Here is a 24,663-nt window from a genome sequence, read left to right as displayed (position 1 = left end):
CTCGACAATAAGGAAAGGGCATGACTCAGAAAGTAGTAAATATCGGCGATATCAAGGTCGCAAACGATCTGCCATTTGTTCTCTTTGGTGGCATGAACGTGCTGGAATCGCGCGACCTCGCCATGCGTATTTGCGAACACTATGTAAAAGTGACCGACAAACTCGGTATCCCTTACGTGTTCAAAGCCTCTTTTGACAAAGCTAACCGCTCTTCCATCAAATCCTATCGTGGTCCAGGTCTGGAAGAGGGCATGAAGATTTTCCAGGAGCTGAAACAGGCGTTCGGCGTGAAAATCATCACTGATGTGCATGAAGCTTCACAGGCGCAGCCGGTGGCGGATGTCGTTGATGTGATTCAGCTGCCTGCATTCCTGGCGCGTCAGACCGATCTGGTGGAAGCGATGGCGAAAACCGGTGCAGTCATCAACGTTAAGAAACCGCAGTTCGTGAGCCCAGGCCAGATGGGTAACATTGTCGATAAATTCGCGGAAGGCGGTAACGACAAAGTGATCCTGTGCGACCGTGGCAGCAATTTCGGTTACGACAACCTGGTTGTCGATATGCTGGGCTTCAACGTGATGAAGAAGGTCACCAACAACAGCCCGGTTATCTTCGACGTGACCCACGCACTGCAGACGCGCGATCCGTTCGGCGCGGCTTCAGGTGGACGTCGCGCGCAGGTAGCTGAACTGGCTCGCGCGGGTATGGCGGTGGGTATCGCCGGTCTGTTTATTGAAGCGCACCCTGAGCCGAACAGCGCGAAATGCGACGGCCCATCCGCGCTGCCGCTGGATAAGCTGGAGCCATTCCTGGTGCAGATGAAAGCGATTGATGATCTGGTGAAGAACTTCCCGGAACTGGATACCAGCAACTAATTGCGTTATCCAGATGTAAGAAAGGCGCCGATGGGCGCCTTTTTTTGCTTTGAATCTGAGCGTTAGACGCTACAGCATAATCGTCAGCAAATAACCCGCAAACAACGCGAGATGCGCAGCCCCGTTCAGCACATTGGTACGCCCGGTTGAGAATGAAATATGGCACAGAATCAGCGCGGCACTCATGATCACCATTTGTGGTGGCTCAAGGCCAAACACTAATTGCTGATCCGTCAGCGTCGCGATAATGCTTACAGCAGGAACGGTCAGTGAAATCGTCGCTAACACCGAACCAAAGAACAGGTTCATGGCACGCTGCACCTGATTCATCAATACCGCTTTAATCGCCCCCAATCCCTCTGGTGACAGAATCAACAGCGCAACCAGGAAACCGGTAAATTGCTGAGGCGCGTTCAGTTCGGTCAGCAAGTTCTCCAGCGGGTTGGCGTTCATTTTGGTGACGCTGATGACGGCGATCAGATGAATGATCAACCATACCGTGTGCCACAGTGAGCTATGCGCAGAAGGCTTACCATGATGCGGATCGCCATCGTCACCGTCATCCTCATGCTCATAAACAAACAGGCTCTGATGCGTTTTGGTCTGAATCAGCAGGAACACGCCATACATGGCAGCGGAAATCGCGGCAATAATCAGCGCCTGAGCCGTGGTGAAGTTACCGCCTGGCAGCGCATTCGGAAACACCAGCACCAGAATCGCCAGCGGGAAGATGGCAATCATGTACTGCTTAACGCCCGCGAGATTGACATATTGGGTGGCGAATTTTCGTCCGCCGAGCAGCAGCGCAAAGCCCACCAGACCGCCGGTCACAATCATGATGATGGAGTAGAGCGTGTCACGCATTAGCGCAGGTGCAGCATCGCCGGTGGCCATCAAGGCGGAGATCAAACTGACCTCCAGGATCACCACGGACAGGCTCAAAATCAGCGAGCCATAGGGTTCACCCAGGCGGTGTGCCAGCACGTCAGCATGACGCACCACGCTGAAAGCACTACAAAGGATGGCGACCAGCGCCAATAGGTTGATGCCGATAACCGGCAATAATGCCGTCTGACCGCCAAAGAAGCTCAGCACCGTCAGCGCGACAATCGGGAAAATCAGTGAGTACTCGGTGTGTCGGGTTTTCTCATGTGTAGCCATTCACCATCCTCTCCGGCAAAAAGAACAAAACAGGCGATCAGTGCCTGATAAATATAATGACTTTTATGACGCAGCGCAGTGTAACTTTTCAACAGTTGTGTTTCAGGCTTTTTACGCGACTTTACTTAGTCAGGTTTTTGATTCTAATCCAGCAAAAGAAGCAATTATCTTCTAATAACATCGACTATTCATCTTGTTGTAAATCGATAAAAGTCATTTTAAGATAAAATAATGCCTGTTTTAATCTGATTTCAATGAGGGTTATCGTGGTTTTATGGATTTAAAAAACCTTGTGTAACTAAAGTATATGTTTGCCATTTCATTACTTTCTTCGTCATCACTCTGTTCAAGTTATCTGCCAGGCAGCCGATGCTATTTACAAAGAATTTCCCCTTTGTGATCGGGGTCAATCTTGAAACTTTTGTTAAAAATGCATTAATGTCTTCTCTTAAGTCGACGCAACGCGTGTTGCCTGTGAGACATCATCTTTGAGGAGCCGAACCGACAGGATGTCAGTGCAGTAGAGGAGGTCGCATTGTTAACCCGGGAATTTCTTTTAAAAGCGGATTGTAAAACATCATTTGGCGATATCGACGAAGCGCTGCTGTGGAGCTGTGAAAAGCGTGCCGCGTCACTCGCTGCCACACTGGCTTGTCGCCCTGACCAAAGCCCGGTGTGGATATTTGGCTATGGCTCCCTGATGTGGAACCCGGTTTTTGAGGCGGAAGAAGTGGCTTCCGGGCGACTCGAAGGCTGGCATCGTGCTTTCTGTCTGCGTCTGACCGCCGGCAGAGGAACGGTATCGACGCCCGGTCGTATGCTGGCGCTAAAAGAAGGCGGTTCAACCAGCGGTCTGGCTTTCCGTTTACCCGAAGCGCGGCTGCATGACGAGCTGGAGCTGTTGTGGAAGCGCGAGATGATCACCGGCTGTTATCTGCCAACCTGGTGCGAACTGGAACTGGAAGATGCTCGCAAAGTGACGGCGTTGGTATTTATCATGGATCCGCGTCACCCGCTGTATGAAGCAGACTCCTGTCGCAGCACCATCGCACCGTTGATTGCCCAGGCCAGCGGACCATTGGGCACCAATGCTCAGTATCTCTACTCCCTCGAACAGGAGTTGGGTAAACGCGGCATGCAGGAAGATGCGTTGACGCGTCTGGCCGCTGAGGTGAGGGCGCTGCAGCAATCTGCAGCGAGTTAACTACTGTTTAACCGGATTAATCAGCCAGGTGCCGGGTTTGTCAATGGTCAGTGATTGGCTCATTACCTGGCTGCCATTTTGCACTTCAATTCGATAACTCCCCGCCGCCAGATTGAGTGAAGCAAAGCCACTGCCGGTGGGTTTCACGTCCTTCGCTTCGCCGTTAAGCAGCACTCTCTCGCCCTCCTGCAAGCGCAGATAGACGGTTGCCATACCTGGCGCGCTGGCTGCTGCGCTCTGACTCGCCACCGGCGCTGACGCAGAAGGTGTCGCGGCGATCGAAGCGGTTTCACTGTGGCGATTCGTTTTCCACACCACCACCACCACGGCCAGAATGGCAATGGCAGCGGCGGCGACCAGACCAGGCGAAAGGCGACGCACGTTGCGTGGCGTGACAGGTTCAATCGCCGCCGCTGCATGATTCACCGCCATTACCTGTGGTTCAGGCACCGGAGCGGTGACGGGTTCCGGCGCTGGAGCTGGAGCTTCAACCGCCACCGGGAAGGTGGTGACCAGTGCTTCAACATCGCTCACCGGCAAATCAATCAGGCTGGCAAACGCATCAATGCTTTGTGGGCGATCACCGGGTTTCATTGCCAGCGCACAGTCGATGGCATGCAGTAGCGGCAGGGAATAGCCTGCTGGCTTGCGTTCAACCAGTGGCTGATAGTTATCCTCGATGCAGCGCACCACGCTAACCGGAGGCGCATGGCCGGTAATCAGATTGTGCAGCACCGCGCCAAGCGCATAGATATCGGTCCACGGACCTTGCTCAACTTCACCCTCTTCGCTGTATTGCTCAATCGGGGCAAAGCCAGGCTTCAGCATGATCTCGGTTTCATCGGAGAGATTGCCGATCTCCTTCCGCGCTGAGCCAAAATCGAGTAACACCGGCAGCTGATTTTCCTGAATTTGGATGTTATCCAGCGAAATATCACGGTGCAGATAACCGGCGGTATGGATGGTATTAATTGCGCCAAACAGCGGCGGTAACAGCCGACGAATCCAGGACTCATCGATACTGTCCGGGCTGGTGACCTGCCACTCTTTTAATGTCATCCCGCTGTAGTAAAGCGTGCCCATGTAGGCGGTGCCATTCTCTTCCCAGAAGCGCAACACGTGCAGCAGGCCGGGATGATTAAAACGTGCCAGCAAACGGGCTTCCTGAATGAAGCTGTTACGTCCGGCATTGAACAGTTTCTGGAAGCGCTCGCCACGCAACTCCAGCGACAGGTCAGCGGCACGCACCGCCAGTGAAACCGGCATGTACTCTTTGATGGCGATGGTGCGTTCCAGTTGATGGTCCCAGGCACGGTAAACAATGCCAAAGCCGCCGCCGCCAATCACTTCCTTGATTTCAAATTCATTAAACCGGTAACCCGCAGGCAGGGCATTCGGTGTGTGGTTTTCGTTTGCCGACATAGTGAACTCTCTGAACACGTCCTGTAGCGCCTGCCCGTCTGTTGAGGTCAGGCGACGACCGCTAATTAATTAATGTTACGCCAGGCACCAATCGCCGGATCGGCAAGATCCGCATGCAGGGTGTCAATCAGTAACACAGTCACTTTTTGCTGTGGCATAAACTGCGACGACCAAACGCCGCGTAAGGTTTCAACCCGACTCTTCACCGTGTCACTGTCTTGACCTGCTGTCTTATCCATTTTAATCAGCAGATTGCCGGTGAAGCGCCACACATGTTGCTGGCTATCGAACGGCAGCACTAACCAACTCTCTTCGGCGTCCGGACGCGTCACGATCATGCGCTGTTTATTCACCGCCACCACTTCCAGTGCCGGGCCGCTGAGCTTGAGGTTGGCAATGGGATAGCCCTGATAGAAATTCACCACCAGCGAGCGGGTTTTGTCACCACTCATCAGCGTTAATTCACTCGGGCCTTCAAGCCAGCCATCCGTGGAGCAGTGCTGCTGCGGGTTATCCGGAATAAATAGCGAGTCGCCGTTTTCGTCCCAGGAGGTGCGGAAATGACAACCCGCTGGTAGGGTGAAGTGCTGCAATGGGGTGCTGTCTGCCGGGCGTGAGAGATCCAGCGGGGCGGCATTGCTGGCACTGGCACTGGCGGTCGCATCGTTAATCACGATGGGTCGCCAGTTCTGTAATTTTGCTGCGCTGCCGTTGGCCAGCACGCTGCCGTCTTTATTGGTCATCTGCCACGGGATTTCATCCAGCGTGCCGCATTGATTTGCCAGCAGCGTGCCAACGCGCGGCAGGAAGCTGGTCAGAATGCTGGAATCAGTGCTTTTGCCGGAAACAATACGCAACGGCAAGGTCTCTTTGCACCAGTCGTTGGGTGAATTGCTGGCCACATTATCGATATAGACTTCAAGCGACAGACTCGGCGAATAGACCACACGATAATCATCAGCTTGCGCATTTAGAGCCAGCAACAGGGTCGCTAAGCCCGGCAACCACACTTTCATAAGGGTCCTTGGGATCAATAACGTGTCGGCAGAAAACGTGCCGCATCAGCCTGGGAATAAAGCAGCGTCGCTTCCTGCGGTTCGCCAATCCAGATGGCCAGAGCGCTGAGATTGTCGCTTTTTACACTGCGGTTAACGGCTTGTTCCATCAAAGTCAGCCACTCTTCGCAGGCATTGACCATGCGCAGGGCTTGTTCCATCTCGTGAGTGGTCAGATTGAGCCAGAACCCGTCGGTGCAGACGAGAAACGCATCGCCATCCGTCAATGAAATCACTTCACTAAAGGTGGCTGGACGTGCAGGCTCAACGCCGAGCGCATTATAGAGTAAATTACTGTTAATTCCGGTATTTTCATAGCCTGCTTCGCGCAGTTGCTGCGCCAGACTATGGTCACGCGTCACTTGACTCAACACCCCATGACGGAAGTGATAAACCCGGCTGTCACCAGCATGCGCCCACCATGCGCGCTGTGTCTCGCGGTCAATAAACAGCGCGGCCAGCGTGGTGCTCATGCGAGCATATTTCGGATTTTTTCCCTGCGCCTCAAGCAACACCTGCTGGCAGTGCTCAATCGCTGCACGAGTGCTCTCGGGCGTGAACGTCGGGCTGTTGTGTAACTGGGTCAGCAGCGTATCCCGCACGATTTGCGCCGCTTTATCACCGCCAGGCAAACCGGCCACGCCATCGCAAACCAGAAAGCAGGCTTTGTGCTCATCCAGCTCGGCTCCGGTGCGATCCTGGTTTTCATCGCGCATTCCCTGCTGGCAACGGCTGGCAAACATCATTTTCATGCGTCTTCGGTCCGAGTCTGGGAATCTTTATATTGATTCACTTCCATGTCATACGCATGCAGGAAAGCTTCACCAAACAGGGTATGGAAGTCATCTTCAATTTCACCGGCAGTGCGCTGGTAGTGGCGTGAAAAGTAATCCCACAAGGCCGCTTTACGCCCGCCGTTAAACGGTAGCTTAGGCAACACGCCATCTTTACGTGCTTCCTCTTCCAGCCGTTGCGGATTGAAGGATTGCAGCATCGCCGCGATGATCGCGCGTATGCCAGCGATCATACCCAGCTGATGCGCCTGCAAATCCACCAGTGCATCGCGCACTGCCGCTTCTGGCGGCATAAAACCGGGCATCTGGCTCTGATAAATCTGCATCAATACCGTTTTACCCGAAGGCAAAATTTTAAACGGGTTGTTGGCCTCATTGAGGATCATCGTCATATCGGCTTTCACGCCGCGCTTGAGGATCGAACGGGAAGAGAGCAGGGCAACAGTGCCTTGCGAGAACAGGCTCAGCATGCGGCCGGTCACGCGCATCTGCTCTTCGGTGATCGTCGTGTGATGGCCATTGTTCAATCCCATGCCCTCCAGCAGCGCGGCCAGCAGTTTGTCCTGATCTGCATGCGGCAACGTGGCGGGAGCCGAAGGGGCATCACTTTGTGGATCAATACCCAGGCGTGGGTCAGTCAGGCGCTCCGGACGCGCCGCAGTGGGTTCCGGCACCCTGTCGAATGCCTGCTGCATACCGAGAGGATCGGCAGCGCTGTCCGCGAAGAACGTGAGCGGGTCATCATGCTGGGTACTCTGGCAGGCAGGATCGCGCACCTCAAGGCCATAATCGCCGATTTGCAGTGCATCACCATGCTGTAATTGCACTTGTGAACCACGCTGTAGCGCCACGCCGTTCAATACCACCGAGGTCACGCTGCCCTGATTGGTCAGGCGGCATTCACCTTCCGGGGAGATATGCACCAGCGCCTGCAAGCGTGAAATGGCGCGCGATTCGTCAGGCAGCACCAGATCGTTATCCTGACTGCGGCCAATGGTTCCCCCAGGCGGTTTAAAAGCAACCGTCTTTGCTGGCACATCCGTATTGCACTGCACAATGGTAAATTGCATGAGTCATCCTGTTAACAAGGAAAACGCTGCGGCTCATTCAAACATGGGTGGATAGAGGCCGTTGCGTCCCGGCTGTGCACCTGCCGCCGGGTTAAACAGTAACGCAAAAAGTTGCGCGGTGAGCGGCCCACTGTGTTTGTGTGTGGCGTGGGCAAAACCGTCACTGCGATTACTCCACCAGTAGCTAATATGCTGCTGGGGATCAAATTTATCCGCCACTTCACGCCAGCTCAGCGTGCAGGGCAGATCATCAAAACCAATCACATCCATAATATCGCTGCGCTGATTATCCGGGACCATCAGCGGCGTGACGCCTTGCATCTGCTGCTCCAGCGCATCGGGGTTCAGCCGGTCACGCACGCCGCGCAGTAGCAGCGTGCCCAACTCCTGAAACCAGTCGCCCGACATGGCCAGCTGAGCGCTGTGCCAGTGGCTGAGCGGAAAACTTCGCAAAGCCAGCAGCGGCCAGCTGCGCCCCACGCGATCGCACGAAGGCAGCAGGCAGCCCATCTGCACCTGCTGACGTAGCGGCGACAGCGGCAGAACAAAATTCCAGACAGGTGCGCGCAGAAACAGCTGAGTGGAGGCATCGGGTTGCTGATGCCAGTGCATGAGCCCCTGTTGAAACCAATGGCTCCAGGGCGTCACGGTATTCTCACTCAGGCGCTGGCGCAGGAAATCGCCGGTGGCCGGTAATTTGCCGTACCAACCCGGCGCGGTGTGCGTCGCCATGGTTACCTCACCATTACTCACTGTGTCCGGTCAATCGCTGCGAAACCCGCTGTGGTGCAATCGCCAGCGAACTGCCATTCGCACCGGCAATTTTCAGATTTTCTGCAAGCTTGCGCATCATTAGTGCGTTATCTCGCGCATAAGGCGACGACTGAATCTGCTGATCCAGAAGCTGGCTAAGATGCCAGTCAAGCTGCTGCAAATCCCGGGCGCTGACATCATCTGGCAGATTGCGTTGAAGATTCTGCATCAGCCAGGCACGCAGGAATTCGCCGTCATAATTGCGCGGTTGATACAACATCTGATAGGCACGCAGCGCATTGCGGCTGTATTCATTGTCGTTACCGGGGTCATCACGCAGCAAATTGGTGATTTGCTGGGCCACGCGCGGTAACAGTAGAGACTTAAGCGCATTTTGATAAAGCACCCATGCCGCATCGCTTACCTGGTTGCCACGATAGAGACCCACGCGCATGCTAAGCGGTGGATTGTCGAGGGAAAAGCGCTCCGACAACGGCAGCTTCACCAGGTTATTTAAGAAGGGTAGCAGGTCAAAGATATTATCGGCTGGCTGATGAATCACCTGCTGACTCTGACGAGTCATTGGCTCAATACGCTCAGCGACCTGGTTAAGATATTGCTGGTTCTGGACATAGCTGGCCAGCCATAAACCGGAGAGCAAAAGCAATGCGCCGGTGAGCGCACCGTAGCCAATCCAGTGGAACAGGCGGTTGCGGTACTCCCAATGGCGATTACTGCCCGCTAAGCCACTTTCGCGGAACACCAGATCGCTCAGCAGGTCGCGGATAAAGAAACTCTGGCCTTTATTGCCGGGGATGGGGTTATTACGGGTGACGCTATCCCAGGTGGCGAGGCTACTTTCACCGGTATGTGGCAATTGAAGCTTACGGTTGAGTTCGCCCATGATGCGATCAAACGGTAAGCCTTCCTGAGTCCCGCTGGTAAAGAATAAGCCGCGCGCTGACCAGGCAATCTCATCCTCATGGCGCGAGAACACCACATCCAGGTACTCATTCAGCAACGGCCTTAACGAACTGAACTCCTGTGGGAACAGGAAACAGTCAGCACGCAGGGTGAGATCGCGTTCATTCGCCATCACCGTGGGCAGTTGCTGCTGCAGGCGCTGTTCCAAACGCTGATATTGCTGGCTAAAACTGTTATGCCAGTCATCTTTGTGCGGTTTACCCGGTTCCCAGGGGAAGGTGAATCCCCAGATGGCGTCGCGCTGCGGTTTGCTCAGGCCGTCGTTAAAGCTCAAAAAACCTTTCAGCAGATCGGTCTTGGTCACCATCACATACACCGGGAAATGGATACCGGTTTGCTGGTGTAACTCCTGCATGCGGCTACGTAACGCGCTGGCCTGAGCGTGACGTGCTTCCGCGGAATCGGTGAGCAGATCGGCAACGCTAATGGTCATGATCACCCCGTTGATCGGCTGGCGGGTGCGATAGCGTTTCAGCAGGTTAATGAAACTCTGCCACTCGGCGCCGTCGCGTGCACGCTGGCTCTCCTGCAGGGCATATCGCCCTGCGGTATCGATCAACACCGCGCTGTCGGTAAACCACCAGTCGCAGTGACGCGTACCGCCGACGCCGCGAATCGCCGCTTTGCCAAGGCTATCGGTCAGTGGAAACTCCAGTCCGGCATTGAGCAGGGCGGTGGTTTTGCCCGCGCCGGGCGCCCCAATCATCACATACCAGGGTAGCTGGTAGAGATAGTGGCTCTGAAAGCGGGCCAGCCAGTTCTGTTGATGACGGCGACCAAACTGTGTGCGTTTCAGGCGCAGCGCTGCTTCACTGAAGCGCTGAGCCAGCAGCGTATCAGTGGCCTGACGATCGGACAGCTCTTCGTGACTCATCTCCTGCAAACGGTTGAGGAGTTTACTGTTAAACCAGCCGCGCCAGATCGCCGGGATAAACTGGAACAGCACCCAGCAGAAGAACAGCAAACCGACCAGCAGTTGACGAGGAAACACCGGCTCAAGGGGGCGGGTGTCTCCCCAACTCCACAGCGGGCCGAGCATCCACAGCACACAGCTTAAGGCAGTGACACCAATCAGGCTCCACAGCAGGCGGTGGGTTAACAGATGTTGCAGCGATGCGCGCATCACTCACCTCCTGGATGATTGCCAAGGGTTTCCGGTGCGGCAAACAGGGTGATCTCCACACGGCGGTTGCGCGCGCGGTTTTCATTGCTGTCATTTGGCAGCAGCGGATTACTGTCGCCGCGGCCTTCCGCTTTCACACTGTGCCCTTCCGCCAGTTGCGGGTTTAGCAACTGGGTCACGGCGCGTGCGCGCGCAAAGGAAAATTCATAGCTTGAGGCAAAACGCCCATCCACCGGGCTGTTATCGGTATACACCGACACCAGTACCGTGCCTTTAACGGTTTTCATGGCGCTGGCAACGTGCGCCAACAGCGCGCGACCAACCTGATTGACCACGGTACCGTCAGGGGAGAAGAGTTTATCGGCAGGAATGATCACTTTACTGCCAAAGGCGCCATCGCTGACTTCAAGTTGACCGGCGGCGATCACATCATTCAAACGCTGATGCAAATCCAGCAATGCCTGCGGTGAGGTAGGGCGACGGCCGGGCATAATTTGTGGCAGCGGTGTTTGATAGATGGCGCGCAGCAGCGGCTCGGCCGCATTGCCCAGCCGCCAGTTCAGGCCGCTGTAAATCAGGCAGGCAATCAGGGCCGCTAACATCGCACAGGCCCATAGCGGCACCATCGGACGGGTTAAGCGACTGACCAGGGGATGCACTTCCACCAGCGGCACGGCCGGGTTAGTGGTTGACGGGCGCGTTTCCTGGATCAGTTGAGCGAGGCGTTTACGAATCCCTTCACACTGTGCACGGCCAGCATCGCTGCCGCGATAACGTCCTTCATAGCCCAGCAACAGACAGTAATGAATCAGCTCCAGCAACCACAGGTGTTGCTGCGGGCTTTGCGAGACGCGGGAAAGCAGCTGAAACACTTTTTCGCCGCCCCAGCTTTCATTATGGAAAGTGACCAGCATGCCGTTCCCTGACCACACACCGCGCGTACCCCATGGAGTTTGTGCGGCGGCTTCATCCAGTACGCTGCATAGGCAGTAGCGCGCACCAATAATCATCTCAAACGGCAAACCGGCTTGCTTGCAGCGATGTTCGAATTGGCGGATCTCTTCAATGAGTAACTGGCGTAAACCGGCGGGATCGTCATGCGTAGCAGCCTGCCGTATACGGACAACGGCATTCAATATCGGTGCTGCGGCATTAAGCAAAAGGTTATCGTTGCCCGCGACAATGCCATCGCGGACAACAGAATCCTGGGTCATTAAATATCTTTTTTCCTGGCAATGGCGCTACGGAGCGTCCACAGAGTGCGACCTTGCTGTGGACAATCTGCGCCATATTACATTATCAGTCTAGGATCCAGGTCGCGGTATCGTTGGTGCGGCAAGCCTTGCTGGCTCCGCCAACGGCCACGCAGACCTGTTTAGTACGGCGGGGACGTGGACGGTCGCTACGCAGGGTGGCGTCATAACGGCTACTTTCAACCCCGGCTTTCGGCGGGATGTAACCAATCAGTTGTCCATTGGGTTCATCGGCAACGGCTAACCAACTGTGTTCGACACGTCCCAGTACTTCAAAGGGTTTAGCGTTATCGAGATAACGAACGACCTTGCCGCCATAATCTGGCGTGGTCATCACCGACGCGGCATACAGTGCGCGGAAACTCTCATTAATCGGCGTGAATTCGCCTGGCGCAGCCACCGCATGACGGTGAACCAGCTTGACGCCATTTACCTCACTGGTAACCAGGGTGTCATCAGTCATCGGCGGTGGTGGCGCTTTACAACCCGCCAACGTCAATACTGCCAGCAGAGTGAGCAACAGACTCTTATTCACCATGAACCTCAAATTTCATCAGATTAGCTGCAGATTAATATGTGGCACACGCATTTAAGGCGGGCAGAGTATGCAGCGGGAAAGCCATCAAAAAACAGTCAGATTACAGAAAGATAGTACTGTGCTCAGTCTACCTAAGACTTTTGAGAATTCAATCCATTGCATAGCGAGAAAACCCGTGCTACCGGGCGAAAACAGCGCATATCAGGGGGGATAAAAAACCTGTGCCTATAGTGATAGATAAGCTGAATTTACTTATTTAGTCGTGTAAGTGTGTGACGCAGGCGATAAAGCCGAAGCAACCCAGAAAGGTGCCAGATTAATAGTAAGCACTCTTAATCTTTCCTCAAGGTTAAAAAAAGATTGCGCAGGTAAACAATTTTCTTACTTTCGGAATTTCCGTGTACATTTCCGCCAGCTTTAAAGTCGGTCCGGCACGGCTTTTGCTTAGAATCGTTATGTCTTTTTGCTCAAGAGAACCTTATGAGCCGGGCCTTTGAATATTTGCGCGCCAGCCGCGCCAGCGAAATTGCCAGCCTGCGACGACTTATGCGCACAGGCGAACAGATTCTCGCCATCAGTGAGTTAATTCACGTGCTGCAACGTGAGCGCGGTGCCAGCAACATTTGGATCTGTTCCGCAGGGCGGTTGTTTAGCGATGAGCTGGATGCGCGCGCACTTGAGGTAGAGCAGCGACAGGAAAATGCCCTTATGGTCCTGCCGGAAGCGGTGGCGCAGCCGGGTTACAGCCGTTTCTGTATGCTAATAGCTGCAGCGCTGCAGTCGTTAGAGAGCCTGCCATCGTTACGCCAGCAAATACGGGCGGGGCAGTGCAGCCATGCAGAGGCGATGGAGGGCTTTAATCACATTATCCGCACCTTACTTAGTCTGGTCTTCGAAGCCACTGATACGGCCAGTGAGCCGGAGATTTCCCGCGCGCTGATTGCGCTCTTTAGCTTTATGCAGGGTAAGGAGTTGGCGGGGCAGGAGCGCGCTACCGGTTCAGCCGGGTTCGCTGCCGGGGAGTTTACTGCTGAACAGCGCCAGCGGATTCAAATGTTGATCACTGCTCAAGAGCAAAGCTTCGCGACCTTCAGTCATTTCGCGGATGCGCACAACCAACAACAATGGCTATTGATGGCGGATGCAGATAGCCAGATTGAGCGACTGCGGCGTATTGCCTGCACCGGCGCGCAGTGCGGCGAAAATGGCGTGCTGCAGTGGTTCACATTGCTGAGCAAACGACTCGATCAGATGAAACAGATTGAGGATGGGCTCTGCAGCACATTAATGGCGTGTTGCCAGCGCGCCATTGCGGTGAGCGAACAGGCTGAGCCGCAGCATCTGGCGTTCAATGAGGATGCGAGTTTCTCTCTTTACGTGGCGGGAGCCAGCTGGCTGGGTGAGCAGGAAACAACGCTCGACAGTAACGGCCTCGCCCCCCAACTCGGCCGCTCTGTGCTGTCATTGATTCGTGAACAGGCGCAACGGTTACAGGCACAGGCGGATGAACTTGCCACCATGCGTGCTTCTCTGGATGAGCGAAAAGTCATCGATCAGGCCAAAGGATGGCTGATGCAGCAGCACGGTTTTAGCGAGCAGGATGCGTGGCAAGCGCTGCGCAAAAGTGCCATGAATCAAAACAAACGCATGCTGGATATTGCTCAGGCGATCCTCGCCGTAGCGGCCACACTGAAGCCATAACCCGAAGGAGGTAGTTGCACAAAGCTTGTGCGTATTGTGCGTCAGGGCAGTGCAAAGTGGAGTCAGATTTACGGCTCAATGGCGCGGTAATATTGATTTTGCAGTAATAAATTTTCTGGCACAGGCTTTGCAGTATTACACAGACATTGCGCATTTGTTTCGCCAACGGCGGTGAAGCGAGTGCTTTGGATAAAGGCGTCCGGCCCCATGTTTTGACGACATGCGGGAGGACGCCTTTTTTTATTTCTTTTTTTCAGGAAGCGCATGATGAGTAAAACGCGGTTTTCAGTCTCACGTCGTCAGTTCCTGCTGGGTAGCGCGGTGGTAGGAAGCAGCTATTTACTGCCGGGCTTACGCAATGCGGTATGGGCTGCCGGTTCAGATGCGCCCGAAAAAAGCAGCGTGCGTGTGGGCTTTATTCCACTCACTGACTGCGCTCCTGTGGTGATGGCTTCTGTAAAAGGTTTTGATAAGAAATACGGTCTGACGCTGCTGCCGAGTAAAGAAGCCAGTTGGGCGGCGGTGCGCGACAAACTCACAGCCGGAGAGCTGGATGCGGCACACGCGCTGTACGGCATGATCTACGGCTTACAGCTGGGCGTAGCAGGGCCACAACACGACATGGCTAACCTGATGACGTTGAATAACAACGGTCAGGCCATCACGCTCGCCAATCAACTAAAAGAGCAGAAGGTCACGGATGCCACCAGCTTGCAAAAGCTGATCGCCAGCCAGGCGAAAGGCACGTTCGCCTTCGCGCACACCTTCCCGACCAGCACCCACGCCATGTGGCTCTATTACTGGCTGGCAAACGCCGGTATCGATCCGTTTGAGGATGTGCGCACCGTGGTGGTGCCGCCGCCGCAGATGGTAATGAACATGAAGATGGGCAACATGAGCGGCTTCTGCGTGGGCGAGCCATGGAATCAGCGCGCCATCAGCGACAACATCGGTTTTACCGCCGCCACCACGCAGCAAATCTGGCCCGATCATCCGGAAAAAATCCTCGCCACCCGCGCGCAATGGGTGCAAGAAAACCCCAACACGGCGCGCGCCATGACGGCAGCGGTGCTGGAAGCCGCACGCTGGATCGATGCGTCGGATGAAAACCGCAAAGAGACCGCCGCCGTATTAGCCGGGCGCGCATGGATCAATACCAAAGTTGAAACCTTAGAAGGGCGCATGCTCGGCCAGTACGAAAACGGTCTCGGTCAGAAATGGCAGGACGCGCACGCCATGCGCTTCTTCCATGATGGCGAAGTGAGCTATCCGTGGATCTCCGACGGCATGTGGTTCCTGACGCAGATGAAACGCTGGAGCATGGTGAAGACCGCTCCTGATTACGCCGCCGTTGCCCGTCAAATCAATCGTATCGACATCTACAAACAAGCCGCCAGCGCAGTGGGAGGCGTCTCCGTGCCGTCCAGTGAAATGCGCAGCAGCACGCTTATTGATGGCAAAGTGTGGGACGGCAGCAACCCCGCCGCTTATGCCGACAGCTTTGCCATTAAACGCAGTTAAGTGAGGTCAGCATGAAATCTGAAGCCCGCACGCTAAAACCCGCGACGCCTGTCGTCGCTCTACCGGCGCAGGTGATTGCGCTTAACGTGCCAAAGAAACCGCGCGCTCGTCAGCGCTGGCTGCAGCCGCTGCTACAAAGACTGATCCCGGCGAGTTGCGGTGTAATTTTGCTGCTGTTTGTCTGGCAGCTGGCATCGATGTCGAGCAAAGGCTTTCCAACGCCGTTTGCCACCTGGCAGGCGGCCGTCACGCTGTTCGCTGACCCTTTCTATAACAACGGGCCCAACGACCAGGGCATTGGATGGAACATCGTCGCCTCGCTGCAACGCGTGGCGGTGGGTTTTGGGCTGGCAGCGCTGGTGGGCATCCCAGCCGGTTTCCTGATTGGCCGCTTCACCTTTGTGGCACGCATGTTCAACCCAATCATCGCGCTGCTGCGTCCGGTCAGCCCACTGGCGTGGTTGCCGATTGGCCTGCTGCTGTTCCAGCGTGCCGAACCCGCTTCCAGCTGGACCATTTTCATCTGCTCGATCTGGCCGATGGTGATCAACACCGCCGAGGGCGTGCAGCGCATCCCGCAGGATTACCTCAACGTCGCCCGCGTGCTGCAACTCAACGAATGGACGGTGATGCGCCGCATCCTGTTCCCGGCGGTATTGCCCGCCGTGCTCACCGGGATGCGCCTGTCGATGGGCATCGCCTGGCTGGTGATCGTCGCCGCCGAGATGCTGACCGGTGGTCTCGGGATTGGCTTCTGGATCTGGAACGAGTGGAACAACCTCAATGTGGAAAACATCCTGATCGCCATCGTAGTGATCGGCGTGATTGGGCTGTTGCTGGAGCAGGCACTGATGCTGCTGGCACGTCGTTTTAGCTGGGATAAATAAGGGGCCGATGATGAATCCGATTATTCGCGTACAGCAGGTGAGTCAGCGTTTTAACACCGCCAGCGGTGAATTTCTGGCACTCGATAACGTTAGCTTCGATATCCACGCGGGTGAAACATTGAGCCTGATTGGCCACTCCGGCTGCGGTAAATCTACTTTGCTCAACCTGATCGCCGGCTTAACTCAACCGAGCAGCGGCGTGTTGCTGTGTGAGAACCGCGAAATCAGCGGCCCCGGCCCTGAGCGTGCGGTGGTGTTCCAGAATCATTCGCTGCTGCCGTGGCTCACCGCTTATCAAAACGTCGAACTGGCGGTGCAGCAGGTGTTTAAAGGGCAGATGAACAAGAGCGAGATGAGTGAGTGGATTGAACACAACCTCAATCGTGTGCAGATGGGCCATGCCATGCACAAGCGCCCCTCGGAAATCTCCGGTGGCATGAAGCAGCGCGTCGGTATTGCGCGTGCGCTGGCGATGAAACCGCGCGTGCTGCTGTTGGATGAGCCGTTCGGCGCGCTCGACGCCTTAACGCGTGCCCACTTGCAAGACAGCGTGATGCGTATCCAGCAGGAGCTAAAAACTACCATTGTGCTGATCACTCATGACGTAGATGAAGCGGTGTTGTTATCGGATCGCGTGCTGATGATGACCAACGGACCGGCGGCGCAGGTGGGTGAGATCCTCGCTATCGATCTGCCGCGCCCGCGTTCACGCGTGGCGCTGGCCGATGAGCCGCGCTATCACCAGCTACGCCAGCAGATCCTGCATTTCCTCTACGAAAAACAGACGGCAGTGGCGTAAGGAGCGGGCGATGACTCAGCAGCTGGTGGTGATCGGTAACGGGATGGCGGCGATGCGCATGGTGGAAACCTTGCTGCAACGTGCGCCGGGCCGCTATGCCATCACGGTGATTGGCCGTGAAGCACAGGGCAATTACAACCGCGTCATGCTGTCACCCGTGCTGTCTGGGGAAAAAGCCTTCGCTGACACGCTGATCCACACGCCGGAATGGTATGTCGCACATGACGTACAACTGCTGATGGGGGAAGAAGCGCTGCAGGTGGATCTCATTGCGCGGACGGTGTTCACCGATCAACGCACGCTGCACTGGGATCAGCTGGTGTTCGCCTGTGGATCCCAACCCCGTATGCCGGATCTGCCGGGGGTCGAACACCCACAGGTTTTAGGTTTCCGCACGCTGCGCGATGTCGACACCATGCTGGCGCAGGATGGCCCGGTGGTGGTGCTGGGCGGCGGGTTGATTGGCGTGGAAGCCGCTGCGGCGCTGCGTCTGCGCGGGCGCGATGTCACGCTGCTGCATCATCGTCCGTGGCTGTTGGATCGCCAACTGGATCAACAGGCGGGCGCGCTGCTGACACAGCATCTCACTCAGCGCGGGATCCACTGCCGTCTCGGCGTGTCGCTGCAATCGATCCAGCACGCTCACGTGACGCTCACCGATGGCACGTTGCTGCCCGCGCAGCAGGTAGTAATGGCGATTGGCGTGATGCCTGAAAGCGCCCTGGCGCAGCAGGCGGGCGTGCCGTGTCAGCGCGGCATCATCGTTAACCGCCAGCTGCAAACTCAGGTCGCTAACGTCTATGCCCTCGGGGAATGCTGTGAAATCGACGGTGAAACCTTTGGTCTGGTGGCACCGTGTCTGGCTCAGGCCGACGTGCTGGCGGCACAGCTGGCGGGCGAACCGCTGGCGGATTTTTACCACCAGGAGAGCGGCACGCGGCTCAAAGTCACCGGCATTGAGATGTTCAGCGCGGGCGACATCCGTGAAGGCGACTCTATTACCAGTTTTGATCCTTTCGACGGTCACTATCGCCGTCTGTTCTTGCGCGATGGCGCCCTGCGCGGCGTGCTGCTGTTTGGCGACAGTCAGGGCGCCAGTTCGCTGCTAACCCAATTACAACAGGCAGAACACGTGGACATTCACGCGCTGTTTGGTCTGGACAATCCCTTAACGCAGCCGTGTGCTGCAGGAAGCAATGTGATGAGCAAACCTCTTCTCGTCGTGGTGGGCCACGGTATGGTCAGCCACCATTTTCTTGAGCAGCTGGTGAGTCGTGAACTGCATCAGCACTATCACATCGTGGTGTATGGCGACGAGCCGCAGATGGCGTATGACCGTGTGCACCTCACCGAGTACTTCACTGGCAAAAGTGCTGACGATCTCTCGCTGGTGAGCGAGAACTTCTTCGAGCAACACGGGATAGAATTGCGCACGGGTTGCGAAGTGCTGGCGATTGATACCGACAAGCGCAGCCTGCGCGATGCCAGCGGTGCGGAGTTGGCATGGGACAAACTGGTGCTGGCCACCGGATCGATGCCATTTGTGCCGCCGGTGCCAGGACGTGAGAATCCGCGCTGTTTTGTCTATCGCACCCTGGCCGATCTTGATGCGATTGCCGCCTGTGCCAAACAGGCCAAGCGCGGCGTGGTGATCGGCGGCGGTTTGCTGGGTTTGGAGGCGGCCAACGCCCTGAAGCAACTCGGGCTGGAAACCCACGTGGTGGAGTTTGCCCCGCGTCTGATGGCGGTGCAGCTGGATGACGGCGGGGCGCAAATGCTGCGCGGCAAAATCAGCGCGCTGGGCGTGCAGATCCACACCAGCAAACAGACCGAAGCGATTGAAAGCCAGCCGGACGGCAGCATGCACCTGCGCTTTGCCGATGGCAGCGTACTGGAAACCGATCTGATTGTGTTCTCGGCCGGTATCCGACCGCGCGATGCACTGGCGCGTGCGGCGGGGATTCAACTCGGCGAGCGGGGTGGCGTTGCCATTAACGACGGCTGTGAAAGCAACGTGGCCGGCGTATATGCAATTGGCGAGTGTGCGCTGTGGCAAGGGCAGGTATTTGGTTTGGTGGCACCGGGCTATCAGATGGCGCGCGTGCTGGCAGCGCAATTGGCGCAGGAGGAGCTGGCATTCGGCGGCGCGGATATGAGCACCAAGCTTAAACTGCTCGGTGTGGAAGTGGCCTCGTTTGGGGATGCGCATGGCCGCACCGCTGACAGTCAAAGCTATCACTGGACTGACAATCCCAAAGGCATCTACAAAAAACTGGTGGTGTGCAAAGACAGCAAAACCTTGCTCGGCGGTGTGCTGGTGGGTGACAGCGGTGATTACAGCAGTCTGCTTCAGATGATGCTCAACAAGATGCCGCTGCCGAGTGAACCTGAAAGCCTTATTCTGCCGCAGCTGGCAGGGGCGCCATCCAAAGCGTTGGGGGTAGCGGCGTTGCCGGAAGCCGCGCAGATCTGCTCCTGCCACAACGTCAGCAAGGGGGATATTTGTGCAGCCGTGCAGGGCGGTTGCGGCGATATGGCCGCAATCAAAAGCTGCACCAAAGCGGCCACAGGCTGTGGCGGCTGTAGCGCGCTGGTGAAACAGGTGATGGAACTGGAGCTAGCGAACCAGGGCGTGGTGGTCAAAAAGGATATCTGCGAGCACTTTGCCTATTCGCGTCAGGAGCTGTATCACCTGATTCGCGTCGGCAATATCACCACCTTTGACCAACTGATCGAGCAGCATGGGCGAGGCCACGGCTGTGAAGTGTGCAAGCCGCTGGCGGGCTCGCTGCTGGCCTCGTGCTGGAACGAGTATCTGCTCAAACCCCAGCATCTGCCGTTGCAGGACACCAATGACCGCTACTTTGCCAACATCCAGAAAGATGGCACTTACTCCGTGGTGCCGCGCGTGCCTGCCGGAGAAATCACGCCAAAAGGGCTGATTGCCATCGGCGAAGTGGCGGCACGTTACGATCTCTACACCAAAATCACTGGCGGCCAGCGTATCGATCTGTTTGGTGCACGGCTGGAGCAGTTGCCAGAAATCTGGGAAACACTGATTGCCGCTGGCTTTGAAACCGGCCACGCCTACGGCAAATCGCTGCGCACCGTGAAGTCCTGTGTGGGTTCGACCTGGTGTCGATATGGTGTACAGGATTCTACTGCGTTCGCGATTGCGCTGGAGAATCGCTACAAGGGGCTTCGCGCCCCACACAAAATCAAAATGGCGGTGTCGGGCTGTACCCGCGAGTGTGCTGAAGCGCAGAGCAAGGACATTGGGGTGATCGCCACCGACAAAGGCTGGAACCTCTATGTGTGCGGCAATGGCGGCATGAAACCGCGTCACGCTGACCTGTTCGCCAGCGATCTGGATGATGAAACCCTGCTGCGCTATGTCGATCGTATTCTGATGTTTTATGTGCGCACTGCCGACCGTCTGCAGCGCACCAGCGTGTGGATGGATAACATGGAGGGCGGACTGGATTACCTGCGCAGCGTAATTATCGAGGATGCCCTCGGTATCGGCGACATGCTGGAGCAGGAGATGCAGCTGGTGGTGGATCGCTACCAGTGTGAATGGCAGAGCACGCTGCAGGACCCTTCACGCCGTGCACTGTTCAGTGCAACCGTCAACAGTGAGCAAGCGGATGAAACCCTCAACTATGTGCGCGTGCGCGACCAGCGACAACCCGCGGCCATGGACATCATTCCAGTGACAACGCTGCCTGCTGAACCCTGGAGCGCCATTTGTGATGTGGCGTCAATTCCGGAGGCAGCAGGGATGGGCGCGCGACTGGGTGGCCAGCGTGTGGCGCTGTTCCGCTTAGGTGAAGCGATCTACGCGCTGGAGGATATTGAGCCGGGCACGCAGGCCAGCGTATTGTCGCGCGGCATTCTCGGCGATGTGGCGGGCGAACCGGTGGTGATCTCTCCGCTGTATAAGCAGCGGGTTCGGCTGCGCGATGGACAGAGTCTGGATAATGCCGAGCACCAGCTGCGCTGCTGGCCGGTACGCGTGGATGGCGGCAAAGTGTGGCTCGGTCATGAACCTATTCTCGCGCTCGCGGCAGCATCATGAAAACCACCTGTCCTTACTGCGGCGTGGGCTGTGGCGTAGAAATCCACGCGCCCGAACAGTCGGTGAGCGGGGACCGCCAGCATCCGGCGAACTTTGGCCGCCTGTGCGTGAAAGGCTCTGCGCTGGGTGAAACCCTGTCTCATGAAGGGCGTCTGTTGTGGCCGAAGATCAACGGTGAACGCGTCAGCATGGATCAGGCGCTGGATCATGTCGCACAGGGATTGCGCCGTATCATCGATCAGCATGGTCCTCAGGCAGTGGCGTTTTATGGCTCTGGCCAACTTCTGACCGAGGACTACTATACCGCCAACAAGCTGATGAAGGGCTTTATCGGCGCCGCCAATATCGATACCAACTCGCGGCTATGTATGGCGTCGGCAGTGGTGGGCTACAAACGCGCATTCGGTGCCGATGCCGTGCCCTGCTGTTATGAAGATATCGAACAGGCGGATATGGTGGTGCTGGTCGGTTCAAACGCGGCGTGGGCGCATCCGGTGGCGTGGCAGCGGCTGGTGCAGGCGAAAACCGATCGACCCGAGATGCAGCTGGTGGTGATCGACCCACGTCGAACTGCCAGCTGTGATATCGCCGATCTGCATCTGGCCCTGCAGCCGGGATCGGACAGTGCGCTGTTCGCCGGGCTGCTTAACTGGCTGAGCGACAATGTTGCGGTGGATGCAAGCATGCTGCCCCATCTGTCCAATGTCGAAGCCACGCTGGCGGCCTGCAAAGCCTGGGAGCTGGCCACGGTCGCTGTCGCCTGCCAGCTCAGCGAGCAGGACATCCTGGCCTTCTGGCAGCGGTTTGCCGCACATCCGCGCGTGCTCACGCTGTGGTGCATGGGCATTAACCAGTCGCAAACCGGCAGTGACAACAACAACGCCATTATCAATGCCCATCTGCTTAGCGGAAAAATCGGCTATGCAGGCGCGGGTCCCTTTTCATTGACCGGACAGCCGAACGCCATGGGCGGGCGTGAGGTCGGTGGCCTCGCCAATCAGCTGGCGGCGCATATGGGGTTCAGCGAAGAGGAAGTGGACCGCGTGAGTCGCTTCTGGAGCAGCCCTCAGGTGGCGCGTCAGCCCGGTTTAACGGCGGTAAATCTGTTCAATGCGATTGATCGTGGCGAGGTCAAAGCCGTGTGGATTATGGGCACCAATCCGGCGGTATCGATGCCTGAAGGCAATCGTATCGTTCAGGCATTGGCAAAGTGCGAACTGGTGGTGGTGTCGGAAGTGAGCGCGCGCAGTGATACCGCTGATTTAGCGCACGTCTTGCTGCCCGCGCAAGGGTGGGGCGAGAAGAACGGTACGGTGACCAACTCCGAGCGGCGCATCTCACGCCAGCGCAGTTTTATTGCCCCAGCTGGTGAAGCGAAACCTGACTGGTGGTTGCTGGCGCAGGTGGCCCAACGTCTGGGATATACCGAAGCCTTTGCCTGGCAGCATCCCAGCGAAATTTTTGCTGAACATGCGGCGCTGTCTGGCTTCGAAAATCATGGCCGCCGCGCTTTCGACATCAGTGCACTGGCGCATATCACCCGTGAGCAATATGACCAGCTGGCACCCGTGCAGTGGCCGTTGAATGACCGCGCACCGAGTGGCACCGCACGGCTGTTTGCCAATCGTCGTTTCTTCCACGCGGATGGCAAAGCGCGTTTGCTGCCGCCTGCCATCCCGGTTAAGACGCTCACCAGCGCGCGCTATCCCTTATTGATGAACACCGGGCGCATCCGCGACCAGTGGCACACCATGACGCGCACGGGCAACGTGCCGCGCCTGATGCAGCATTATGATGAGCCTTTTGTCGCGCTGCACCCGCACGATGCGGCGGCACATGGCCTAAGTCAGGGCAATCTCACTCGCGTGCAGTCGGCATTGGGCTGGTGGAGTGGTCGTGTGGTGATCGACAGTGGCTTAACGCGCGGCCAGCTGTTTATCCCGATGCACTGGACGCGTCAGTTTAGTGCGCAGGCGAATGTCGACGGCTTAGTGGCTGCTCACTGCTGCCCCGACTCGGGGCAACCTGCGTTGAAGCAGACCGCGGTGCGTTTGCAACCGCTGCGTCCGACGTGGCAGGGATGGTTATTTATGTCGGAGGTGATAACGCCACCGCAACTGCAGTATTGGTCGCGTGCGCCGCAACAGGGAGCACAGCGGTATGTGCTGGCGGGTGAGGCGCAGGCAGCAGATTGGTTGATGCAGTTACCCGCTATGCAGGAACTGCAGTGGCAACAGGCGCAGGCGGGACAGCAGTTACACATGCTGGGCTGGCGCAGCGGACGTTTGGTGTGTGCGTTTTATGCCGCGCCCTGGCTGCCAGAAATTGATCATGGCTTTGTGGCGCGAGCCTTTACGGAAGAGCCAACTTCTCCGCAGCTGCGCCATGCGCTATTGGGTGGGCGACCGGCTCAGGGTGAAAGTCAGGGGCGGACGGTTTGCAGCTGTTTCGGCGTGGGTGAAGTGGCGATTCGTCGGGCGATTGAGCAGGGCTGCGATTCTCCAGCGGCACTCGGCGCGGCGCTAAAGTGCGGCACCAACTGTGGCTCCTGTATTCCGGAGCTAAAAAACTTACTGGCAACCCTGCGCGTGGCGCAGTAGCGGAGAACTTCATGACTCAGGCCGTTGAGCGTCTCGAAAAACTGTTCAATCTTCAGAGTGGGGATGCGGCGCCGGGCTGTGTGTGGCTGGTGGGCGCAGGGCCGGGTGATGTCGAATTACTGACGCTGAAAGCACTACGTCTGATCAAAAGCGCCGATGTGGTGGTGTATGACCGCCTGGTAAGCGACGAGATCATGGCCGAAGTACTGCCCGGCACGCTGGCCATTGATGTCGGTAAAAAGCCCGGCAGCTATGGTCTGAAGCAGTCGCAGATTAATCAGTTGCTGGCCGATCTGGCGGCAAGTGGTCGTTTAGTGGTGCGATTGAAGGGCGGCGATCCCTTTATTTTCGGACGTGGCGGTGAGGAGATGCTATTTCTGCAGCAGGCGGGTATTGCCTGCCAGATAGTGCCCGGCATCACCGCAGCCGCTGGTTGTGCGGCAGCCAGCGGCATTCCGTTGACGCATCGCGACTGTGCGCAGTCTTTGCGGTTGATTACCGGGCACGGCAAAAGCGGTGAGCCACAGTTGGAAGATGCCAGCTTAGCCGCCAGCAATCAGACGCTGGTGTTTTACATGGGATTGAAATGGAGCGCCAGCATCAGCGCCCAGTTGCAGGCCCACGGTCGCGCTGCCGATACGCCGGTGGCGATCATTGAAAATGGAACGCGCCCTGACCAGCGCGTGATGGTGACCACTCTGGCGGATCTGACCGTCACCATTGCTCGTGAGCAGGCGCAATCCCCGGCACTGTTGCTGGTGGGTGAAGTGGTACGCTTTTATCGCCAGCCCCAAAGCGCCGATCTCAGCGCAATTTCACTTATGGCTAAATAAACTCGCATTTTC

General features: G+C 56.8%; 18 protein-coding genes. 9 read left to right on the top strand and 9 right to left on the bottom strand.

Annotation, left to right across the window (positions count from 1 at the left end):
• Positions 1–20 precede the first annotated feature (20 nt).
• Positions 21–875: a 3-deoxy-8-phosphooctulonate synthase gene (gene kdsA, locus AC6I8L_RS11195; RefSeq protein WP_058960213.1), complete on the top strand. Its 855-nt coding sequence runs from the start codon at positions 21–23 to the stop codon at positions 873–875.
• Between the two features lie 69 nt (positions 876–944).
• On the opposite strand, the gene chaA is transcribed toward kdsA, so the two are convergent.
• Positions 945–2,036 (bottom strand): sodium-potassium/proton antiporter ChaA, encoded by a 1,092-nt coding sequence (gene chaA, locus AC6I8L_RS11190; RefSeq protein WP_058960212.1) that lies wholly within the window; start codon positions 2,034–2,036, stop codon positions 945–947.
• Positions 2,037–2,571: 535 nt separating this feature from the next.
• Between chaA and AC6I8L_RS11185 the strand changes: the two genes are divergently transcribed.
• The gene (locus AC6I8L_RS11185) at positions 2,572–3,240 is read left to right on the top strand and encodes a gamma-glutamylcyclotransferase (RefSeq protein WP_167347107.1); all 669 of its coding nucleotides are present in this window, start codon (positions 2,572–2,574) and stop codon (positions 3,238–3,240) included.
• Here the strand turns inward: AC6I8L_RS11185 and AC6I8L_RS11180 are convergent, their stop codons facing one another.
• The 8 genes from AC6I8L_RS11180 to AC6I8L_RS11145 all read right to left on the bottom strand — a co-directional run bounded on the left by AC6I8L_RS11180 (position 3,241) and on the right by AC6I8L_RS11145 (position 12,232).
• Positions 3,241–4,662 (bottom strand): serine/threonine protein kinase, encoded by a 1,422-nt coding sequence (locus tag AC6I8L_RS11180; RefSeq protein WP_058960210.1) that lies wholly within the window; start codon positions 4,660–4,662, stop codon positions 3,241–3,243. It abuts the gene before it with no gap.
• A 65-nt stretch (positions 4,663–4,727) separates the two neighbouring features.
• The gene (locus AC6I8L_RS11175) at positions 4,728–5,678 is read right to left on the bottom strand and encodes a hypothetical protein (protein ID WP_058960209.1); all 951 of its coding nucleotides are present in this window, start codon (positions 5,676–5,678) and stop codon (positions 4,728–4,730) included.
• A 14-nt stretch (positions 5,679–5,692) separates the two neighbouring features.
• Positions 5,693–6,469: a PP2C family protein-serine/threonine phosphatase gene (locus AC6I8L_RS11170; RefSeq protein ID WP_045816028.1), complete on the bottom strand. Its 777-nt coding sequence runs from the start codon at positions 6,467–6,469 to the stop codon at positions 5,693–5,695.
• On the bottom strand, positions 6,466–7,581 hold the full coding sequence (tagH, locus tag AC6I8L_RS11165) for a type VI secretion system-associated FHA domain protein TagH (protein ID WP_058960208.1): 1,116 nt from the start codon (positions 7,579–7,581) through the stop codon (positions 6,466–6,468). The genes AC6I8L_RS11170 and tagH overlap by 4 nt, the downstream gene beginning before the upstream one ends.
• Before the next feature lie 33 nt (positions 7,582–7,614).
• The gene (gene tagF / locus AC6I8L_RS11160) at positions 7,615–8,313 is read right to left on the bottom strand and encodes a type VI secretion system-associated protein TagF (RefSeq protein ID WP_058960207.1); all 699 of its coding nucleotides are present in this window, start codon (positions 8,311–8,313) and stop codon (positions 7,615–7,617) included.
• A gap of 13 nt (positions 8,314–8,326) precedes the next feature.
• On the bottom strand, positions 8,327–10,441 hold the full coding sequence (gene tssM / locus AC6I8L_RS11155) for a type VI secretion system membrane subunit TssM (protein ID WP_058960206.1): 2,115 nt from the start codon (positions 10,439–10,441) through the stop codon (positions 8,327–8,329).
• Positions 10,441–11,655, bottom strand: coding sequence for a type IVB secretion system protein IcmH/DotU (icmH, locus tag AC6I8L_RS11150; protein ID WP_058960205.1), 1,215 nt, complete (start codon positions 11,653–11,655; stop codon positions 10,441–10,443). The genes tssM and icmH overlap by 1 nt, the downstream gene beginning before the upstream one ends.
• An 85-nt stretch (positions 11,656–11,740) precedes the next feature.
• Complete coding sequence (locus tag AC6I8L_RS11145; protein ID WP_201785676.1) at positions 11,741–12,232, bottom strand: SH3 domain-containing protein; 492 nt, start codon at positions 12,230–12,232, stop codon at positions 11,741–11,743.
• A 480-nt stretch (positions 12,233–12,712) separates the two neighbouring features.
• On the opposite strand from AC6I8L_RS11145, the gene AC6I8L_RS11140 reads away from it, so the two are divergent.
• From AC6I8L_RS11140 to cobA, 7 genes are all read left to right on the top strand, one after another.
• Positions 12,713–13,933, top strand: a complete 1,221-nt coding sequence (locus tag AC6I8L_RS11140; RefSeq protein ID WP_058960204.1) for a nitrate regulatory protein — start codon at positions 12,713–12,715, stop codon at positions 13,931–13,933.
• Between the two features lie 267 nt (positions 13,934–14,200).
• Positions 14,201–15,454 carry a CmpA/NrtA family ABC transporter substrate-binding protein gene (locus AC6I8L_RS11135; protein WP_058960203.1) on the top strand — a complete coding sequence of 418 codons (1,254 nt, stop codon included), beginning with the start codon at positions 14,201–14,203 and terminating at the stop codon, positions 15,452–15,454.
• Positions 15,455–15,465: 11 nt separating this feature from the next.
• Entirely contained in the window at positions 15,466–16,341 is an 876-nt protein-coding gene (gene ntrB, locus AC6I8L_RS11130; RefSeq protein ID WP_058960202.1) for a nitrate ABC transporter permease, read from the top strand.
• A 10-nt stretch (positions 16,342–16,351) separates the two neighbouring features.
• Positions 16,352–17,140, top strand: a complete 789-nt coding sequence (locus AC6I8L_RS11125; protein WP_058960201.1) for an ABC transporter ATP-binding protein — start codon at positions 16,352–16,354, stop codon at positions 17,138–17,140.
• Between the two features lie 10 nt (positions 17,141–17,150).
• On the top strand, positions 17,151–21,218 hold the full coding sequence (gene nirB, locus AC6I8L_RS11120) for a nitrite reductase large subunit NirB (RefSeq protein ID WP_072226522.1): 4,068 nt from the start codon (positions 17,151–17,153) through the stop codon (positions 21,216–21,218).
• Positions 21,215–23,818: a nitrate reductase gene (locus AC6I8L_RS11115; protein ID WP_058960200.1), complete on the top strand. Its 2,604-nt coding sequence runs from the start codon at positions 21,215–21,217 to the stop codon at positions 23,816–23,818. Before nirB ends, AC6I8L_RS11115 begins: the two co-directional genes overlap by 4 nt.
• 11 nt (positions 23,819–23,829) lie before the next feature.
• Positions 23,830–24,651: a uroporphyrinogen-III C-methyltransferase gene (gene cobA / locus AC6I8L_RS11110; RefSeq protein WP_058960199.1), complete on the top strand. Its 822-nt coding sequence runs from the start codon at positions 23,830–23,832 to the stop codon at positions 24,649–24,651.
• Positions 24,652–24,663: the final 12 nt, after the last annotated feature.

Source organism: Type-E symbiont of Plautia stali, assembly GCF_059731115.1.
Note: the sequence above shows the minus strand (reverse complement) of the source record. Positions and strands in the feature narration are given on the sequence as shown.

Bases quoted from the DNA above. Each gene is read 5' to 3' on its own strand.
- kdsA (WP_058960213.1), top strand. From the start codon at position 21: ATGACTCAGAAAGTAGTAAATATCGGCGATATCAAGGTCGCAAACGAT.
- chaA (WP_058960212.1), bottom strand. From the start codon at position 2,036: ATGGCTACACATGAGAAAACCCGACACACCGAGTACTCACTGATTTTC.
- AC6I8L_RS11180 (WP_058960210.1), bottom strand. From the start codon at position 4,662: ATGTCGGCAAACGAAAACCACACACCGAATGCCCTGCCTGCGGGTTAC.
- AC6I8L_RS11175 (WP_058960209.1), bottom strand. From the start codon at position 5,678: ATGAAAGTGTGGTTGCCGGGCTTAGCGACCCTGTTGCTGGCTCTAAAT.
- AC6I8L_RS11170 (WP_045816028.1), bottom strand. From the start codon at position 6,469: ATGAAAATGATGTTTGCCAGCCGTTGCCAGCAGGGAATGCGCGATGAA.
- tagH (WP_058960208.1), bottom strand. From the start codon at position 7,581: ATGCAATTTACCATTGTGCAGTGCAATACGGATGTGCCAGCAAAGACG.
- tagF (WP_058960207.1), bottom strand. From the start codon at position 8,313: ATGGCGACGCACACCGCGCCGGGTTGGTACGGCAAATTACCGGCCACC.
- tssM (WP_058960206.1), bottom strand. From the start codon at position 10,441: ATGCGCGCATCGCTGCAACATCTGTTAACCCACCGCCTGCTGTGGAGC.
- icmH (WP_058960205.1), bottom strand. From the start codon at position 11,655: ATGACCCAGGATTCTGTTGTCCGCGATGGCATTGTCGCGGGCAACGAT.
- AC6I8L_RS11145 (WP_201785676.1), bottom strand. From the start codon at position 12,232: ATGGTGAATAAGAGTCTGTTGCTCACTCTGCTGGCAGTATTGACGTTG.
- AC6I8L_RS11140 (WP_058960204.1), top strand. From the start codon at position 12,713: ATGAGCCGGGCCTTTGAATATTTGCGCGCCAGCCGCGCCAGCGAAATT.
- AC6I8L_RS11135 (WP_058960203.1), top strand. From the start codon at position 14,201: ATGAGTAAAACGCGGTTTTCAGTCTCACGTCGTCAGTTCCTGCTGGGT.
- ntrB (WP_058960202.1), top strand. From the start codon at position 15,466: ATGAAATCTGAAGCCCGCACGCTAAAACCCGCGACGCCTGTCGTCGCT.
- AC6I8L_RS11125 (WP_058960201.1), top strand. From the start codon at position 16,352: ATGAATCCGATTATTCGCGTACAGCAGGTGAGTCAGCGTTTTAACACC.
- nirB (WP_072226522.1), top strand. From the start codon at position 17,151: ATGACTCAGCAGCTGGTGGTGATCGGTAACGGGATGGCGGCGATGCGC.
- AC6I8L_RS11115 (WP_058960200.1), top strand. From the start codon at position 21,215: ATGAAAACCACCTGTCCTTACTGCGGCGTGGGCTGTGGCGTAGAAATC.
- cobA (WP_058960199.1), top strand. From the start codon at position 23,830: ATGACTCAGGCCGTTGAGCGTCTCGAAAAACTGTTCAATCTTCAGAGT.